Raw genomic sequence first — 17801 nt, forward strand, 5'->3', positions numbered from 1 at the left:
TAATCTACTCCCTTAATATAAAGATAACCATTCCTTACGTGGACTCCAGCCTTATGGTTTCATTTCTCGGACCTAAAAAAACAGATTTTTTTCGCCAATATATTGAAGACCGGAAGCTGGACAAAGCCTTCTGGAAAGTTATAGGATGAATAGGAATGACTTCAAGATAGAGAAACGTTATTTCGATAAAGGATTGGTTTAAAGATGAAAAAACAGGTTTTTATGCTGACCTCTGCGCTTATTCTGCTTGCGGGCTGCGATAGTACGGGCACGGGAGAGAAAATTGAAACCGCGGGGACTCCGGTTTCTACCCCCGTAACGCCCTCGTCCGGGACGGGCGAAACGTCCGCACCCGTTACGCCATCATCCCGCATTGCAGGCACTACTGCGCCCATCTCAAAGCCTGTGGAGCTTCCATCCGTCACCTCGGTGTCTTCCATTCCGGCGAAGCCTCCGACTCAAGAGGAAAAGGGCAAGTCCGGAACACTTGCAGACGGGAGCGGGTCTATTGCCGGCGATGGTATGACGGCCTTCGATTTTAAAGCCGGGGACGGCTTTCAGTTTTATCTGGAGAACAAGGGCGCCCAACGCCTGTTTTATCGCGTGATCTATCCCGGCGGGCAAAATCTGGTAGAGAGGACGATTCTTCAACCCGGAGAGTCACATTCCTTTACTTTTCAAAAAAGCAGTCAAGATCTGCCGGGAGTACACGGGGTTTATACGGTTTACATGTACAACGATGACGGATCAACTATTGACTACGCGCTGGTCGTGCGTATTTTACATCTATAAAAAAAACCTCCGGACCGCTTGAAGAAAGCGAATTCGGAGGTTCTTTGCGATTCCTATATGTTTAATGCAAGCTGTGTGAAGCCGAATCGGCGCTGTAAGAAGCGTCTTCTCCGCGTTCTTTGCGGCCCATAAACGGCCACCAGTTGGCCGGACCGAACATCCGCACCATGACCGGAATAAACAGCGGCAGCATGATCAGCGCGTACAGGAACAGTCCGCACAGCACAATCGTGGCGATCTGCAGCAGGGACATGACGCCCGAAGGCAGCATGGCCGCAAAGGTTCCGCCCAGAATGAGGGCTGCGGACATAATGACCGTCCCCATGTTTTTCATCGCTTCCAAAATCGCCTGCTGCGGAGACAGATGGCGGTATTCTTTGAACCGGTCCATGAGGAAAATGCTGTAGTCGATTCCGAGCGCCATCAGCATCACGAAACCGAAGAACGGAACGGCCCAGGAAATCCCGGAGTATCCGAGCATCCGTACGAAAATCACTTCCGTAATCGCCATGGACGTGTAATACGTCAGCAGGAGCGAAAGAATCAGATAGATCGGAATGACAATCGAACGGAACAAGACGATCAATATAAGCGCAATTCCGATCAGCATGAGCATCGCGGTACGCGAGTAATCCGCTGCGGAGATGTTTTTCAAGTCGTTGTTCATGCTCGTGACGCCGTCTACGGCATAAGCCGCATTCTGGAGCGGAGTGCCTTTGACGGCGCGTTCCACGGCTGCCGTAAGCTCGCCGGACTGCTCCAGCGTCTCGACTTCGTACGGGTTGCCTTCGAAGATGACTTCGAACTTCGCGATCTTGCGGTCCTTGGACATGTACGCATCCAGCGAAGGCTGGAAGTCCGCTCCGGAGATGACGTCCTGCGGCATGAACCAGCCGCTGATCTGCTTGTTCGGCGCGGCCGAAAGCTCCTTCAGGTAGTCCTGAGCGGATTTCAGGCCGCCGGATACCTGCGACAAGCCGTTTACGCTCTTGTCGAGGCCGCCCGTCAGCTCGCCGAGCTGGCCGTTCAGTTGGGCGAAGCCCTGCTGAAGCTCTTTCTGCCCGCTGCTCAGCTTGTCGAAGCCCTTGGTCAGCTCGGGCAGCTTCGCGACGATCCGGCCCTGGCCGTCGGCCGCCTGATCAATGCCGGCCTGCAGCTTGGCGATGCCGTCGGAGAGCTGAGCCAGCCCCTGCGCGAGTGCGGCCTGCCCGGCGGCGGCTTTCTCGAAGCCCGCGTTGGCCTGCTGAAGGCCCTGGCTGGCACCGGCAAGCTGCTGGTTCAGCTGCTTCAGCCCTTCGCCGAGCTGCGCCGCGCCCGTCTGAAGCTGGGTCACCGCGCCCTGCGTCTTGAGGAAGTCGGGGTCCGACTTCAGCTCGGGGTACTTCTGCGCGAGGCCGCCCAGCCCCTGGCCGACATCGCCGAGCCCTTGGGCCAGGCCGGAAGCCTGCGAGGCGACGTCCCCGTAAGCTTGGGTCAGCTGGCCGAGACCGCCGCCGACCTGCTTGTAACCGGCAAGCAGGTCACTGCTCGCCGCGGCGAGCTGATCCGCGCTTGCCTTGGCCTGCGCAAGCCCCGCGCGGAGCTCGCCCGCACCGGCGGAACCGCTGCGCAGACCCGCCTCGAGACGCTCCAACCCGTCGCCGAGCTGCACAACGCCCGTCTTGAGGGCGTTCGTGCCGTCCACGAGCTGCTTCGCGCCGCTCACGGCCTCGTTGAGCTTAGGCGCATTGGCGCTTAGCGCGCCGCTCGCTTCGGAGAGGCCTTTGCCGATCTCTCCGAGGCCGTCGCCGCTTTGGCCGAGGCCGCCCTCAAGCTTGTCGACCTGGGTGGCTACCTGCAGATCGTCAAGCGCTTCTCCCGTCGGGCGGGTTACGCTGCGGACGTTCTTGACGCCGTCTACCTTCGCCAGCTCGCGCGTGATCTGTTCGACGGCCGCCAGCCCTTCCGAGTTGTCGAGCGGCTTGTCGGTTTTCACGACGACGGTTGAAGGAAGCGTATCTCCGGGGCCGAAGCTGGAGGAGATCAGGTTAAACGCTTTGACCGAATCGTATTTCTCCCCGATTTCATCCAGGGAGTTAAAGGAGGTCGATCCCTTGTACGCGACCAGGAAAGGAACGATAATGACCGCGAGAATCACTAGGGACCAAAGCGGTTTTTTTAACGAAAAAGAACCTACGGCACCCCACAGGCGGCTCGGTTTATGCTCCAAGGAGCCTTTGGCCGGCCAGAAAATCACTTTGCCCAGAACGGCCATAAAGAACGGCACGAGCGTGACCAGCGCAAGCAGCATCACGGCCACGCCGACCGCCACGGCAACCGCCGATCGGTACAGGACGAAGGTCGAGAAGCCGATGGAAGCGAACCCGACCAGGACCGCCAGACCCGAGAAAAATACGGTCCGTCCCGCCGTCCGGTATGTGGCGAGAATCGCCTCCGTTTTATCTCCCGAATGGGCAAGCTCTTCCTTGAAGCGGGAAATGAGCAGAATGCAGTAATCGGTCCCGATCCCGAATAAAACGGCGACGAGGAATATCTGCGTAAAGTTCGACAGCGGGAAATCCGCATATTTTACGAGAAAAGCCACGACGGATTGCGAGACCAAATAGCTGAAGCCCACCGTCAAAAGCGGAATAAACGGCGCTACGGCCGAGCGGAATACGATGAAGAGAATGGCCAGAATGAAAATAACGGTGATGTATTCCGTTTTCTTCAGTCCCTCCTGGGAGCTTGCCATCACGTCTTCCTGGATCAGCCAGTTTCCGGTGTAATAATGCTCCACCTTAACGTCGGAAACCGTTCCGTACAGCGCGTCGCGGACTTCTTTGGCTTCCCGGCCGTCTTTGGCCGTGTTCACCAGCACGAGCACGGTTTTCCCGTCCGCGGATACCATCTGCTTTTCCAGTTCCTTCTTGTCAAAATGCGTCATCACGCTTGTAACGCCGGCGGAATCCTTGGCGTTCTTGAGCTTGTCGACTCCCCGCTTGACTTCGTCAAGCTGAGCTTGCGTCAGTTTCTCCGTGCCGTGAAAGACCAGCACCGATGATTGCTCGCCTTCGGCTTCCGGAGAGCCTTTCTTCATTTCCTCGATCAGTTTGGACGCCTTCGTGGAAGAATACCCTTCCGGTACGGTAATCTGGCCTTTCTCCCGGACCAGCGATTCCATGTTCGGCGCAGTGAGCATCAGCCCCGCCGCTACGGCGATCCACAGCACCAATACGAGCCATCTGAGCTTCAATACGGTTCTCATCCCTTGTGTCTGCTCCCCTCATCCGGCTGCTGGACCAAAACGTCCGCCAGTTTCTCAAAGGTCTCTATAAACGTTATTGCTTCCTGCCCGTCAAAATGTTTAATCACGCCGGCCAACAATTCCTGAATGCGAAGCCGCATTTCGTTCACGGCCGCGGTTCCCTTGTCCGTCAGCGCCAAATAAGTCACTCTGCGGTCCTTGTCGTCCGGCATCCGGACAATAAGCTCCTTGTCGGCAAGACGGGTGATAATCGCCGTAATGGAGCTTTTGCCCACGCAAAAAATTTCCGCCAGCTCAGAGGAGGTGCATTGACCCCGGCTCTGCAAATAACGGAGGGTGGCGTACTGCTCCTGCGTCAGTTCCTCCGGCATCCGGTCCTTGATCATGGCGTTGAGCCGCCGGTTCACCGTAAAAATCGTGCTTTCGTAACGGTCGATAATCTGTGACAGTAAGGTTTCGTCCATAATAACCCCTTTCGAAGTTCCTGCTGTGCCTTCTATATAGTTCTATTGTCATATAGTTCTACTATAGAATTATTCAATGAGAGAACTATAACAAATATTGCCTGGGCCGTCAACAAAAGCCGGGTGAAAGGACGGCCCCAGGTGTCTCCTTTATTTTAGCCAAGCAAAAAAAGACTCCTCACCCGTAAGGCAGCTATCGTTCGATAGGCCCTTTCGTCAAGGAGTCTCTTCTGCTTTTATTTGATAAGATCAATCCGTTTCCGTTCTATCAACGTACAAGCTCGGGAGTCTTCTCGTCAATCGGCACAGTCGCGTCATGCAGATCCCGCTCCAGCTCCGCCGTATAAGCGGTGCGCTGCTCTTCCGTCCAGTTGAACCGGGATGCCATGTAATGGATCACCGGTTCTTTCCAAGTTCTCACCCACTTGATGTTGAAAAACACCGCGCCCGTCCGGCGGACGAAGAAGTCGGAAGGCTTGACGGTCATCTCCTGCTCGATGGAATACACGAGCGAACCTAACAGCGAGGCCGGCATCCGGAACGTCTCCGCTTCTCCCCGCTTCGTTTCGATCAAACGATACACCTTGTCGATGTTGGAGCCGTAGCGCTGGGCAAGCAGACGGGCTTCCATCACCGTCAGGCCGATCTTCTGCCCGTCCGCGACTTTTTGCTCCACGAACTGCGGGTAGCGGGCGGACCCGCCTACGTCGCCTCCCGAGATGGGGAGCGTTCTTGTCTGGCATTCGGACACCTGAATGCCGCCCTCTTCCTGAAGCTGGCGGACGACCAGGTCCACGACGGTTTCGGCCATTTTCCGGTACCCGGTCAGTTTACCGCCCGCAATGGAGATTAAGCCGGAGTCCGAAACGAAAATTTCGTCCTTGCGCGAGATCTCCGACGGGTCCTTGCCCTCCTGGTGAATGAGCGGACGGAGACCGGCCCAGCTGGATTCGACGTCCTGCTCGGTCAGCCGGAGGCTCGGGAACATCTCGTTAGCCGCACGGATGATATACGTCCGGTCTTCCGTGGTCATGACCGGATGAGCGATATCCTCCTTATAGTTCGTATCGGTCGTGCCGATGTAGGTTTTGCCGTCTCTCGGAATGGCGAACAGCATCCGGCCGTCCGGCGTGTCGAAGTAAATCGCCTGCCGCAGCGGGAACCGCTCCCCGTCGAAGACAAGGTGGACGCCTTTCGTCAGACGGAGCGTCTTCCCTTTCTTCGAGCCGTCGCGCTCGCGGAGAGTGTCCACCCACGGTCCGGCCGCATTGACGATCCGCTTCGCCCGGATCAGGTGCGTTTCGCCGGACAGCTGGTCGGCCACGCGGACACCGGTCACCCGTCCGTTCTCGTACTCGAAAGCTTCCACTTTCGCATAGGACACGGCCTGCACGCCGAAATCGACGGCTTTCTTCATCACTTCGATCGTCAGCCGCGCATCGTCCGTGCGGTATTCGACGTAGTAGCCGCCGCCTTTCAGATGCTTATCCTTGAGCAGCGGCTCTTTATCCAGCGTTTCCTGCGGGCTCAGCATGCTGCGGCGCTCGCTCTTCTTCACGCCGGCCAGGAAATCGTACACCCGCAGGCCGATGGACGTCGAGAAAGCTCCGAACGTTCCGCCCTGATAGAAGGGCAGCAGCATCCATTCGGGCGTCGTTACATGCGGGCCGTTCTCGTATACGATGGCCCGCTCCTTGCCGACTTCCGCCACAACCTTGACTTCCAGCTGCTTCAGGTAACGCAGCCCTCCGTGGACAAGCTTGGTCGAGCGGCTCGACGTGCCCTGCGCGAAGTCCTGCATATCGACCAGCGCCGTTTTCAGTCCCCGGGACTGGGCATCGAGTGCAATCCCCGCGCCCGTAATGCCTCCGCCGATCACGAGCACGTCAAATATCCGGTCTTCCATTCTCCATAGGCTTTCTTTTCTTGTATCTCCCGAAAAAGCTGTCTCCATGTTGCTCTCCCCTCTGAGATAAACAAAAAAACCACAAACATGCCGGCTACGTCCTAGACGTAACGGCTGTCGTGGTTTCTCCTGATCTCCAACCAAATGTATGAACTTATGTGATCATTTTACCATATTCCATCCGAACTTGAAAGCAATACGGCCAAAACGGGCTCACGCCTGATAGTGTTTCCAGAGCGAGCTGTCCGAGGTCGTCACGGCCGTGGCGCCCGCCTCCAGCGCGTTTTCGACATCGCTTACGGTCCGGATCAAGCCTCCGGCAACGATAGGGATGCCGGTAGCTTCGCCGACCTCCTTGATGATGTGGGGCATGACCCCCGGGAGGACTTCGATGTAATCCGGCTTCGTCCTCTCCAGAAGCGTGTAGCTTTTGCGAAGGGCGCTGGAGTCGAGGAGAAAGAGCCGCTGGATCGCCAGCAGTCCGTTCTCCTTCGTCTTCATGATGACGCTCGCACGCGTCGAAATCAGCCCGGTGGGCTTGATGTATTGGCAGAGGTACTCCGTCGCGTACTCGTCGTTCTTCAGCCCCTCCACAAGATCCACATGCAGAAGCGGCTTTTTGCCGTGGGATTTCGCCAGGTCCACAAGGCTTTTCAGCATGCCGATATGGCAGTCGAGCAGCACGATGTACTGGAACGGAGACGTCAGCAGCTTCTCCAAATCCTTGATTTTGCGAACAGCGGGCAGAACCCTCTGGTTGTTAAACGACATGGGCTTAACTCCTTTACTGCGGACTTACGAGCTGATCGTTTCGACCTCAACGGCCACCACGTCCGTGATGTGTTTGATCTTGGAATAAATGACCGTGGTCCGGTGCTTCTCCGGCGCGGAAACGACCAGTTGGATTTGCCTCAGTTCATCCTTCAAGTCCTTGATTTTGATGTGCTTCACTTTCAGGAACTCCTGATGAAGCTCGTCGATGACGTAGGACAGGTCGGCGCTGGGGCTTACAATGATGAGAATGGCCAGGTTCCGCTCGCTCAGCTTGCGGGGCCCGAACCATTTGAAGAAGAGCGGAATCAGGTTGATCGCCATAATGATCAGCACGACCGCCGTAGCCGCTTCCTTGTAAAAACCCGCGCCCGCGGCGATGCCGAGCGCCGAAGCCGCCCATACCATCGCCGCGGTGGTCAGGCCGGAAATGATCTCGTTGCTGCGCCGCAGAATAACCCCGGCGCCGATAAAACCGACGCCGCTGATGATCTGCGCGGCCAGACGCATCGGGTCCATATTCGTCGTCCCGGGAATGGCATACTTATGGACGGATTCGATGGACACGATGGTGATAAGACAGCTGGCCACCGAGATAACCATGCTCGTTTTGAGGCCAAGCGGTTTATGCTTGAGCTGGCGGTCGATCCCGATAAAGGCACCGAGGATGAGCGCCATAAAAAGCTTTTGAAGAAAAATGTAACTCATGCTGTACTCACTCCGCCGCTCCGCCTTGGAGCCATTCTTTCAACCGTCCGGGAAAATCGGTGATGATCCCCGATACCCCTTTCTCGTTCAATTCCTTAAAATCATGAACCTCGTTCGCCGTGTACGGATAGACTTTCAGCCCGTTCTCCACCGCTTTCGCGACGTCTTCCGCGTCAATCGCACGGAAGTGCGGATGCAGGGAATAAACCTCTACATCGAAGCTTCGCGCGTATGCGGTCGGGTCCAGCAGGTTGTTGGCATACAGCAGGCCGATTTTCGCCTTGGGCTCGATCAGCTTGAGCCGTCTGACGCTTTTGTGATCGAAGGAAGAAGTCACAACGTTGTCGATCCGCCCGCGTTCGCTCAGAAAGTCCGCCAGCTTCTGTTCCATGCCGTTGCCGGGCGCCTTAATTTCGATGTTGATCATGACCGAGGCGGGCACCAGATCGAAGACTTCCGCCAGCGTAGGCACTTTCTCCCCTTTGTAAGCTTCCGAGTACCAGGAGCCGGCGTCGGCTTCTTTAATCTCGGCCAGTGTTTTCTCCGCGATGGCTCCCTTTCTGTCCGTGGTCCGGTCCAACGTATGGTCGTGGATAACGATCAGTTCCCCGTCGGCAGACAGATGGACGTCAAGCTCAATACCTTCACAGCCCTGCTCAAGTCCCAGCTTGAAAGCGCCGAGCGTATTTTCGGGCGACATGCCTTTGGCCCCGCGATGCGCGATAATCATCGGTTTGTTTGCTGTCATGATAATTCCCTACTCCCTCCGAAGCGTCGTTGTGATGGAATCTGTGGACGTAATCCGCCGTCTTCCTAAGTGTACTTCTCTTTCCCGGATAAAATATCCTCTCGCGGGCAATTCCATACGGCTTTACAAAATCGTTAAGCTCTTTGCGGCGAATAGAAAAAAACACATAAGCCACCTGTCGCTAGACAAGCAACTTATGTGAGTCTCCTAGTCTCCGTCACATAGTATTAACTTGTACCCTATCATAGTTCGGTCCACTTCATCTGTCAACGGATTTTCGACCTATTTTTAACAAAGAAATGGAAATCCACCAGGCTGTATCCCGTCTTTTATTTGACGGTTTTGTTGTACTTCTCGATCTTCGACGTGATGTCCTTCGCGGCCGCATCCAAGGCGTCCTTCGGAGACTTCTTGTTGTTCAGCACTTCCTCGATCGCCCCTTCGACAATCTGTCTGGCTTCCGGGAATACGCCCATGACGGCGCCCTGAGTAGCCGTGTTCAGCTTCGTCTGGTGCAGCTGGTCGACAGCGGTCTGGAACTGCGGGAAGCTTTTCATGTTGTCTTTGACGCTCTGCTCGTCGTATGCCTTCTTCGTGATCGGGAAGTAGCCGGTGTTGATGTGCCAGTACGCCTGCTCTTTAGGCGAAGTCAGGAACTTGATGAAGTCCCAGGTCGCTTTCTGCTCGTCGTCCGCACGGTCGTTCATGATCCACAGGCTCGCTCCGCCTACAACGACGCCTCCGTCTTTGGCGTTAGCCGGTTTCGGCAGGAAGCCGGTTCCGACTTCGAACTTGCCTTTGGAGCTGTCCACAAGGCCCTTCAGAGCTGCCGTAGAATCGAGAATCATGCCGACTTGACCGGCGGAGAAAGCTTTCTTCGAATCGTCTGTTTTGCGTCCGAGGTTGTTCATCGCTTTGCTGTCCACCATGTTCTTCCACCAGGTCAGCGTCTGGACGCCCGCTTCGGAATTGACGAGCGACTGGGTCGCCAGCTCTTTGCGGCCGTTGTCGTTGTTGATATATTCCGCTCCCTGATTGGCGAAAAACTGCTCCATAAACCAGCCGTAAATCGCGAAGTTACCGCCAGTCGCCTTGCCCGTTTTCGAAATGGCTTCGGCCGCTTTCTGAAACTCTTCGTAGGTGGCCGGCGGCTTTTCCGGGTCGAGTCCGGCCGCTTTAAACAAGTCCTTATTATAGTAGAGAACCGGATTGGACGTGTTGAACGGCATGGAGAACAGCTTGTCGTTAAACGTGTAGTAGCCGGTAATGTTCGGCTCCAGCTGCGTGAGGTCGTATTTGTCCGCATCTATGAAATTTTGCATAGGGGTAACCATCTTGGAGTCGATCATGAATCGGCTTCCGATTTCGTACATTTGTACGACGGATGGGCCTTCTTTCGTACCCATCGAAGCTTTCAGCTTGCTGAGCAGGTCGTCATAGGAGCCCTGGAATATCGCTTCCACTTTAATTTTGTCTTGGGAAGCGTTGTAATCGGCCACGAGCTGGTCGACGACCTTCGTGTTGGCTCCGCCCATGGCGTGCCAGAAAACGACTTTCTTCGGTCCGCTGCCGGAGCCGCTGTCCGCGCCTCCTTTGTCGCCCGTACCGGCGGTGTCCGATCCGCCGCAGCCGGCGGAGACAAGCATAACCGCCGTTAATAAAGAAGCAGCCATCCCTTTTTTATTCATAGCTATTTCTTCCCCCTAGTTAAACAAGATTGGTTTGGTTTATTTATGAATCATCCGCCGCCGGAAGACCGGCGGCAGATCAAACATCAGAGTGAAGCTCCATCAGCCTTTGACCGCACCCGCCGTAATCCCTCTTACGAGCTGCTTGACGCCCAGCGCGAGCAGCAGGAAGGACGGCAGGAGGACGATGGTGATTCCCGCGAGAATCATGTTCCACGACATGACTTCCGCATGCTGGAGCATGGCGACGCCGATTTGAACGGTCCGCATGGACACCTTGTTCGTGATGAGCAAAGGCCAGAGGTAGCTGTTCCAGTGCGTCAGGAACTCATAGACGGCAAGCGTGGACAAAGCCGGCTTGGAGAGCGGCAGCACGATGGAGAAGAAGTTCCGCCAGTGTCCGCATCCGTCGATCTTCGCCGCATCGAACAATTCGTGCGGCAGTTGGAGGAAAAACTGGCGGAGCAGGAACACGCCGAAGGCCGCCGCCATGAAAGGCACGATCAGGCCCGGGTAGCTGTCCATCCATCCCCAAGACTTGATCGTCAGGTAATTCGGAATGATGGTGACTTCCCACGGGATCATCATGGTGGCCAGGAAAACCATGAACAGGGCATTTTTTCCGGTGAAATTCAGAAAAGAGAACGCGTAAGCCGCCATGGCGGACGTAATAACCTGGCTGACCATAATCGCGGACGACACGATAAAACTGTTCAGAATGAACTGAAAGACCGGAACATTGTCGATAGCGGCTTTAAAATTCCCCCAGTAAAGCTGGCTCGGCACAATTGCCGGCGGGAACTTGGAAACCTCCTGCTCCGTCATAAACGAAGAGAGCACCGTGAAGAGGAGCGGGTACAAGACCACCAGGGCCAGCACGATAAGAAGCAGGTAAAGCAGCGTGTTGTTCAGTCTCCGTGCGATCATTGATAATGCACCTTCTTTTCCAGAACCGTAAACTGCAGAACGGTCAATATCAGAATGATAAAGAAGAGAATGAGCGCCTCGGCGCTGCCCGTTCCGAAACGGAAGTTGACGAAGGCTTCCTGGTAGATGGAGTAGACGACCACATTCGTCGAATCCATCGGTCCGCCTTTAGTCAGAATGTTGATTTGTCCGAACGCCTGGAATGCTCCGATCACCGATATGATAAGAGCGAAGAACAGAGTCGGGGACAGCAGCGGCAGAACGATCTGGATGAAGGTGCGCACCGGACCCGATCCGTCGATTTTGGCGCTCTCGTAAATTTCTTCCGGCACCCCTTGCATACCGCTGGATAGGACGATAAACAGGAAACCCATGTTCATCCAGACGGTCATGAGGGAAACGGAAATCAGCGCCCACGCGGGATCGGTCAGCCACGGAATGGCCTGAATGTGAACCAGGCTCAGGAAGTAGTTGAGCATGCCGGCCGTAGGGTGAAACAGCAGCAGCCAGATAATCGAGCCCGTACCTACCGAAATGACGAGGGGCAGGGAAAACACGAACTGGAAAATCTTCATCCCTTTCAGCTTGTTGTGTGTAATGGCCGCCAGGAGCAGAGCCCAGATGATACTAGTCGGTACGGTATATAAAATAAAGAGCAGCGTCACTTTCAGATCCGAATAAAACTGGCCCGACTGGAACAAATCGACGAAGTTATCAAACCATACAAATTCAGCGACACGCCCCCTCGGATCGGTGAGCGTCATGCTCAGGTAAACCGATCTCAGCATCGGGTAGAACAAAAAGGTGGCGAAAATAATCAGGGACGGCGCCAGAAAGAAATACGCAAGCGCGTTTTCCCGCCATCTTTTCTTTTTTGATAAAACGCTTTCATGACTTGGCAAGCGGCATACCCCTCTCTCTCAATCGTGCTCTGTACCCTACCCGTCCGGAGGTTCATCTGCAGCTTGAACCGGTTCCCGGCTTTACCGATGGAGTTCTCTTTGAAGGAGTGCATCAGGTAAAAACGACGGATAGCCGTTATAATCCGACAGAAAAAAGATTCACATAAATTGCAAGGCCGCCTGGACCTTGCAACTTACGTGAATCTCCACTTCTCCGTCACAAATTATTAACTTATTTCATATCATAAGCGGTAAAATCGGTTATGTCAACGCTTACAGACCATTTTTTTACTAAGAAAATAACGGAATCATCCTTTAAATAGATAATTCCGTTACGGTTTATTTCAGCATCGGAACGAAATCTATCCCGCAGCCCCCGCTCCTCCCCGTTTTCCCCTGCCCCCAAACATCACTTTCTGTCCGGCATATCCGCCCGCAAAAATCAGCAAAGAAATCCAGGGCGATACGGTAAAAACAGGCAGGTAAGGCTTTAACAGCATCCCGGCAGCAGTCACCGCTCCGATACTTACGATGTACAGCAGCAGGAAAAGCAGACGAAATTTACGCTCGCTCCCGTTAAAGGCGGTTTTATTCATCAGAGCAAGAATCACCTTCACCACAAGGATGGAGTCAACGGCGGCAATAAACAGAAAAGTCGGGCTGACTTCGTTCATTCGCCCGATCCCGGCACCCGCCATTATCGTTAAAAAGCCGGTAACGGCGTAGGCCAGGAACATCCAGGTAAGGGTGATCCATGGGATCATAACAACCATGCGGAACCGCTCCGCTCGGCCCCGAGAAGGCAGCTGGGAAACAAGATCCTTACAGTATGCGAGAGGATCGGTTCCGAATACGACGCGGGCGCTGCGTCCTTCCTTCTGCGCCTGCAGCAAGTGCTGAAGCATTTCCAGGAGCAGTTCTTCCCCCTGTCTCTCATCGATATCGCTCGTGCGGATATAAACAAGCATGCCTCCGTAGTACTTTTTATTTTCCTCATTGAGCTGCTGCTGTAGCTTGGCATTTTCAGCACTCATTTGACTTGTATTCATCGGGATTGCCCTCCTTCTAAAATGTGATCCACACTCCGCTTCATTGCGCTCCAGTTGTCATGGAACTGAGCCAGCACCTCCCCGCCCGCTTTCGTAAGCCGGTAATATTTTCTTGGAGGTCCTCCGGAACGCGTGTCGGCCTTCATATAGCCCTCAATCCATTTCTCCTTCTGCATGCGGAGCAGCACCGGATAAATGCTTCCTTCGCTGACATAGTTGAATCCGCTTTCCTGAAGCTTCCGGGACAGTTCGTAACCGTAGACTTCATTCTGCGAGATGATTGCGAGAATACACCCCTCCAGGATCCCCTTTAACATCTGTGTGTACGTAGAAATGTAAATCATCCCCTCAATCCGCACTTATTCATTGCGCACCTAACTAACTTGCATTGCAATATAGTAACCCAGAAAGAAAACAAGGAGTCTTTATTCGATAACTACCTTGTTATATAAGTTAGTCTAGCTGACTTTGGTTTTCCTGTCAAGCCTCCACCTGATTAATCGCAGACTCCGTCGCAATCTGCCAACGGACACCGTAGGCATCCTCGATCCTGCCGAACATCGTGCCCCAGAACATCCTCTGCAGAGGCATCAGGACTTTGCCGCCCTCCGAAAGTGCGCCGAAGATCTGCTCCGCTTCGGCATCGGTGCCGAATTCAAGCGTAAGGTCCAGCCCGCTGCCCCTTTCTACCCGATCGCTGTCCGCCATGTAGAACGTTAACCCGCACGCCTTCAGCACCAGGTGCATCACCCGATCACGATCCTGCCCGTATTGGGCGGGAGCATCCCCGAAGGTTTGAATGTTCACAATTTCTCCCCGCAAGGCCCGGGCATAAAACGCCCCCTGCTCCCTCGCATTTTCACTGTACAAATACGGTCTTAAAACAGCCATCGGAATTTCTCCTTCTCGGTTTATTCAAGCCTGACATTCGCAAATTTTACTGTTTCAATTTTTATCGAACTTATCGCGGGCGGTTATTACAAGCGGACGATCCTGCGCAGCGGCGGCGGAGCCGTGCTCCTTTTGTACATCGTTTCCACCATTCCGATCGCCATCGCCACCATCACCCACGGAGCGCATAAAATCGACGAGTCGATGCGTTCGGAGCTGATAGCCACTACCGGGAGCGGATGAACAAGTCCGAGGTCCGGGAAGATATCGACCGTCTGGCCGTTGCCGCGGGCGCTTTCTCCGATGACGACTCTTATGATATCCGGGCATACGTCGGAAATTACAGCTCCTCGTATACATTCCAGAGCAGCCTACCCTTCACTACCTATGATGCCCAGGGACAAGTCGTTCATGAAAAATCGTATGACAACGTCATAATAATCGCACCCGGCGAGAAAAAAAAGCTCGACAGCTACTACACGTCGAACACATTCGTTACATACCGGTACACCTTTACCGCCCGGTAGCGGGCTCTAACCGTCCGCACGGCCGCGTACTATTTTTGCATGCGGGCTTGCTGCCTGCGTGCCGCTTAATTGCCTGAAGCTCTCGTGATTCTGTAACCCCCTCTATGCGGCGGCAGGAGAAGCAGCGGCGGCAAAAGAAAAACAAAGCATGCCCCGGTTTTAAGACCCGGGCATGCTTTGTTTAGTTGGACGCGGCTCCCGCGGCCTCGAGCCACTGCCCGTCCGCCGGAACGTCGGTCCGTTCCGACAGCCCCTCCTCCTCCAGGCGCGCGAGAAGCTCCTCGCGCGTCAGGAGGCAGTGATTGATCGCCTCCATGTGCACGGCGATCACCCGCGTTTGCGGCGCCTTGCGGCAAACGGAGACCACATCGTCGGCCGTCATCGTAATCGGATCGCCGGCCGTGAAAACGGCACCCCCTGCGTTCACGACCGTTACCGCAGGCTGATGTCTCTCCAGCGCCTCCGCCACTTCGGCGCAGTAGATCGTATCGCCGGCGATATACACCGCCGGCTCCCCTTCCGCGCGGAGCACGAAGCCCGACACCGGACCCATGGCTGCGCCGATGTCGCCGGTTCCGTGCTGTCCGGATGTACGCGCGATGCTCAGACCGCGCCAGGCCGCCTCCTCCTCTACGGCCGATACGGCCGTGAAGCCCTGCTCCGCAAGCGTTTCCGCATCCCCCGGCTGGCACAGGACGGGCGTTCCCTTGGGCAGCCTTCCGGCGGCCTCCGCGTCCCAGTGATCACGGTGCAGATGCGTGATCAGCACCAGGTCCGGCTCCAGCAGCTCTTCCGCGGGTACCGGAAGCGGCACGAGCGGGTTACGCCGGTCGTTGGCCGTGTTCGGGATCGGCGGGTTGGCCCCGGCTCCGCTCATCATCGGATCCACGAGAATGCGCCGGCCTCCGTATTCCAGCCACAGCGTTGCGTTGCGTATCAAACGGATTTTCATAGAATCGCCTCCATAAGTACCAATATCTTTTTAAAAAAGGATTTGATACAATTTTATAAAAAGAGGAGCGGCTCCGGAAAGGACCCCGTGAAAGATCTGAGGCAGTCCCTTTTTCACCATGAAAGTATTCGGAAGGCGGATGGACATGTTCAGCATTGATGAGACGGATCACAAGATTTTGCAGTGCCTTCTGGAGGATGCGACCCGCTCGAATAAAGAGATCGGCCTCAAGGTTCATTTGACCGGCCAGGCGGTAGGAGCAAGAATACGGAAGCTGGAAGACTGGGGAATTATCGAGGGACGGACCCTCAAGTGGAATCCGGAAAAGCTCGGCCTTACGGTGCACGCCATGGTCACGGTATTTCTGAAATCCCAGAACGCCCACGGTGATCTGCAAATGTTCGCCTCCCGCGACTCCCGCATTCTGGAAGCCCACCGTGTCAGCGGAGAGGGCTGCTACTGGCTGCGTGTGCAGGTCGGAAGCAACGAGGATCTCAATGCCTTCCTCGACGATTTATTGAAGTACGGCAATTATAAAGTCAGTTTATCCATCGGCAAAATCAAATAAGGCCCCCATCATTTCCCGGGATAAAACAAAGAAGCTGTCCACAACATAAGGTTGTGAACAGCTTCTCTCGTTTAGCTGAAATTACAGCTTAACAACGTTCTCAGCTTGCGGTCCGCGGTTGCCTTGAACTACGTTGAACTCAACGCGTTGGCCTTCGTCCAGGGACTTGAAGCCTTCGCCTTGGATTGCGGAGAAGTGTACGAATACATCGTTGCCGCCTTCAACTTCGATAAAACCAAAGCCTTTTTCAGCGTTGAACCATTTAACTGTACCAGTTTGCATGTGTGGTACCTCCTAGAAATTAAATTTAACATGTTCTTTTTACTCTTGAAGCAAATAAAAATTCACATATTATAAAAGGCTCCATCTCACAAATGATAACCCTTTATAATAAGTGAATTCCAGGTTTCAAATACTCGATTGACTTCATCTTACCATAGGCAATTTCCAAGTGCAAGTTATTTTCCAATTCTTTTAGAAAAACAATTTTCGTGGTAACTTTTGCAAACCTGATTAAAGAAAAAGCAATGAGGTTAATACTAAGCAACCAGGTAACACAAACTAAAACATAAACATTTTAGGAGGTAATCTAGATGAGTTTCTTATGGTCATTAATTATCGGTGGTATCATCGGTTGGTTAGCCGGCATGATTATCGGTAAAGATATTCCCGGCGGCATTATCGGCAACATTATCGCAGGTTTCTTGGGCGCATGGCTCGGCGGTCTGCTGCTTGGCAACTGGGGTCCTGAAGTCGGAGGTTTCTACTTCTTCCCTGCTTTGATCGGTGGTATCGTACTGGTATTCATCGTCAGCCTGATCCTGCGTTCTATGGGAAGCAAACGGGCTTAACCCTAAGCTAACCTGACTTACAGGATAAAAAAGACTACGCGAAACACTCGCGTGGTCTTTTTTTGTGCTTTTATCTCACTTTGTTTGCAGTTTTTACAGCGCATTTCCTGCGGATTGCAACTTTTGGAATTATTTTGTCCGCAGAAATCTTTCAAATTAATACATAAGGAGCGTTGACTGTAATTAAATTCGGTCCTCTTTTAGTAGACAGTGCCGAGCAACCTTCGCACTAATCATTACTTGGAGGGGATTTTTTTCGCGGCATTATGCGGCAGTTCGGGTAAGGAGAGACATATCCCCAGTCTGTCCAAAATGAAGGAGGCTGTTTCCCATGGCTAAAAAATTCGACTATTCGCTGGATTACGAGCATCTGGACCTCCGTAAAAAACCGGAGCTGTACACCGTAGGCCGCGGAGAACAAGGCGTCCTGCTCGTCGAGCCTTATAAGAGCGAGATTTTGCCGTATTGGCGGTTTAAAACGCCGGAAATCGCGAAGGAATCTTCCGGGAAAATTTATGACCTGTTTCTGGACTATAAAAAAGCAGGTGATTTTATCGGAATGGACATGGCGAGAAAATTTCTCCAGATGGGTTACACGCGCGCAAGGCGCTACACGAACCACAAGGGAGGCCGGAAATATTCCCAAGAAGACGGTTCGATCCTGCCCTACCAGAACGATCCCGTAAAAGCGGAGTCCGCCGCTATTTTTAAAGCTCAATGGGAAATCGCGAAAACGGACGAAGACTATATCCGCATGAAGAAAGAACACCAGGATAAATATGAGAAGAAGACTAACAAATAGTCTAAAAG

19 protein-coding genes are annotated in these 17801 nt (G+C 54.0%); 5 read left to right on the forward strand and 14 right to left on the reverse strand.

Going from position 1 to position 17801, the window contains the following annotated elements:
• Nucleotides 1-204 precede the first annotated feature (204 nt).
• A complete protein-coding gene (locus HMPREF1207_RS11940) occupies nt 205-792 on the forward strand; it encodes a hypothetical protein (RefSeq protein WP_009675979.1) in 588 nt (195 codons plus the stop codon).
• A 61-nt stretch (nt 793-853) separates the two neighbouring features.
• On the opposite strand, the gene HMPREF1207_RS11945 is transcribed toward HMPREF1207_RS11940, so the two are convergent.
• The 12 genes from HMPREF1207_RS11945 to HMPREF1207_RS12000 all read right to left on the reverse strand — a co-directional run bounded on the left by HMPREF1207_RS11945 (nt 854) and on the right by HMPREF1207_RS12000 (nt 14093).
• Nucleotides 854-4039, reverse strand: a complete 3186-nt coding sequence (locus HMPREF1207_RS11945; RefSeq protein ID WP_009675989.1) for an MMPL family transporter — start codon at nt 4037-4039, stop codon at nt 854-856.
• On the reverse strand, nt 4036-4503 hold the full coding sequence (locus tag HMPREF1207_RS11950) for a MarR family winged helix-turn-helix transcriptional regulator (RefSeq protein WP_009676012.1): 468 nt from the start codon (nt 4501-4503) through the stop codon (nt 4036-4038). The genes HMPREF1207_RS11945 and HMPREF1207_RS11950 overlap by 4 nt, the downstream gene beginning before the upstream one ends.
• A 268-nt stretch (nt 4504-4771) precedes the next feature.
• Nucleotides 4772-6457, reverse strand: a complete 1686-nt coding sequence (locus tag HMPREF1207_RS11955) for a glycerol-3-phosphate dehydrogenase/oxidase (protein ID WP_009675821.1) — start codon at nt 6455-6457, stop codon at nt 4772-4774.
• Nucleotides 6458-6622: 165 nt separating this feature from the next.
• Nucleotides 6623-7180: a glycerol-3-phosphate responsive antiterminator gene (locus tag HMPREF1207_RS11960; RefSeq protein ID WP_009675896.1), complete on the reverse strand. Its 558-nt coding sequence runs from the start codon at nt 7178-7180 to the stop codon at nt 6623-6625.
• Between the two features lie 24 nt (nt 7181-7204).
• Nucleotides 7205-7888, reverse strand: a complete 684-nt coding sequence (locus tag HMPREF1207_RS11965; protein ID WP_009675969.1) for an MgtC/SapB family protein — start codon at nt 7886-7888, stop codon at nt 7205-7207.
• Nucleotides 7889-7895: 7 nt separating this feature from the next.
• Entirely contained in the window at nt 7896-8636 is a 741-nt protein-coding gene (locus HMPREF1207_RS11970; RefSeq protein WP_009675849.1) for a glycerophosphodiester phosphodiesterase, read from the reverse strand.
• A 329-nt stretch (nt 8637-8965) separates the two neighbouring features.
• The gene (locus HMPREF1207_RS11975) at nt 8966-10324 is read right to left on the reverse strand and encodes an ABC transporter substrate-binding protein (protein WP_009675783.1); all 1359 of its coding nucleotides are present in this window, start codon (nt 10322-10324) and stop codon (nt 8966-8968) included.
• Between the two features lie 102 nt (nt 10325-10426).
• The gene (locus tag HMPREF1207_RS11980; protein ID WP_009675994.1) at nt 10427-11251 is read right to left on the reverse strand and encodes a carbohydrate ABC transporter permease; all 825 of its coding nucleotides are present in this window, start codon (nt 11249-11251) and stop codon (nt 10427-10429) included.
• Complete coding sequence (locus tag HMPREF1207_RS11985; RefSeq protein WP_009675964.1) at nt 11248-12153, reverse strand: carbohydrate ABC transporter permease; 906 nt, start codon at nt 12151-12153, stop codon at nt 11248-11250. The genes HMPREF1207_RS11980 and HMPREF1207_RS11985 overlap by 4 nt, the downstream gene beginning before the upstream one ends.
• Nucleotides 12154-12515: 362 nt before the next feature.
• The gene (locus HMPREF1207_RS11990; RefSeq protein ID WP_009675776.1) at nt 12516-13202 is read right to left on the reverse strand and encodes a DUF1129 family protein; all 687 of its coding nucleotides are present in this window, start codon (nt 13200-13202) and stop codon (nt 12516-12518) included.
• Nucleotides 13199-13546 (reverse strand): PadR family transcriptional regulator, encoded by a 348-nt coding sequence (locus HMPREF1207_RS11995; RefSeq protein ID WP_016423689.1) that lies wholly within the window; start codon nt 13544-13546, stop codon nt 13199-13201. The genes HMPREF1207_RS11990 and HMPREF1207_RS11995 overlap by 4 nt, the downstream gene beginning before the upstream one ends.
• A gap of 136 nt (nt 13547-13682) precedes the next feature.
• The gene (locus tag HMPREF1207_RS12000) at nt 13683-14093 is read right to left on the reverse strand and encodes a VOC family protein (RefSeq protein ID WP_009676020.1); all 411 of its coding nucleotides are present in this window, start codon (nt 14091-14093) and stop codon (nt 13683-13685) included.
• Nucleotides 14094-14332: 239 nt separating this feature from the next.
• On the opposite strand from HMPREF1207_RS12000, the gene HMPREF1207_RS12005 reads away from it, so the two are divergent.
• Entirely contained in the window at nt 14333-14620 is a 288-nt protein-coding gene (locus HMPREF1207_RS12005) for a hypothetical protein (RefSeq protein WP_009675822.1), read from the forward strand.
• 181 nt (nt 14621-14801) lie between these two features.
• On the opposite strand, the gene HMPREF1207_RS12010 is transcribed toward HMPREF1207_RS12005, so the two are convergent.
• Nucleotides 14802-15572: an MBL fold metallo-hydrolase gene (locus HMPREF1207_RS12010; protein ID WP_009675852.1), complete on the reverse strand. Its 771-nt coding sequence runs from the start codon at nt 15570-15572 to the stop codon at nt 14802-14804.
• A 145-nt stretch (nt 15573-15717) separates the two neighbouring features.
• Between HMPREF1207_RS12010 and HMPREF1207_RS12015 the strand changes: the two genes are divergently transcribed.
• The gene (locus HMPREF1207_RS12015) at nt 15718-16140 is read left to right on the forward strand and encodes an Lrp/AsnC family transcriptional regulator (protein WP_009675833.1); all 423 of its coding nucleotides are present in this window, start codon (nt 15718-15720) and stop codon (nt 16138-16140) included.
• 81 nt (nt 16141-16221) lie between these two features.
• On the opposite strand, the gene HMPREF1207_RS12020 is transcribed toward HMPREF1207_RS12015, so the two are convergent.
• Nucleotides 16222-16422: a cold-shock protein gene (locus HMPREF1207_RS12020; RefSeq protein WP_016423690.1), complete on the reverse strand. Its 201-nt coding sequence runs from the start codon at nt 16420-16422 to the stop codon at nt 16222-16224.
• Between the two features lie 311 nt (nt 16423-16733).
• On the opposite strand from HMPREF1207_RS12020, the gene HMPREF1207_RS12025 reads away from it, so the two are divergent.
• Complete coding sequence (locus HMPREF1207_RS12025) at nt 16734-16991, forward strand: GlsB/YeaQ/YmgE family stress response membrane protein (protein ID WP_009675854.1); 258 nt, start codon at nt 16734-16736, stop codon at nt 16989-16991.
• Between the two features lie 331 nt (nt 16992-17322).
• Nucleotides 17323-17793 carry a DUF4385 domain-containing protein gene (locus tag HMPREF1207_RS12030; protein ID WP_009676034.1) on the forward strand — a complete coding sequence of 157 codons (471 nt, stop codon included), beginning with the start codon at nt 17323-17325 and terminating at the stop codon, nt 17791-17793.
• Nucleotides 17794-17801 lie beyond the last annotated feature (8 nt).

The sequence above is a fragment of the Paenibacillus sp. HGH0039 genome (assembly GCF_000411255.1).
Classification (GTDB): domain Bacteria; phylum Bacillota; class Bacilli; order Paenibacillales; family NBRC-103111; genus Paenibacillus_F.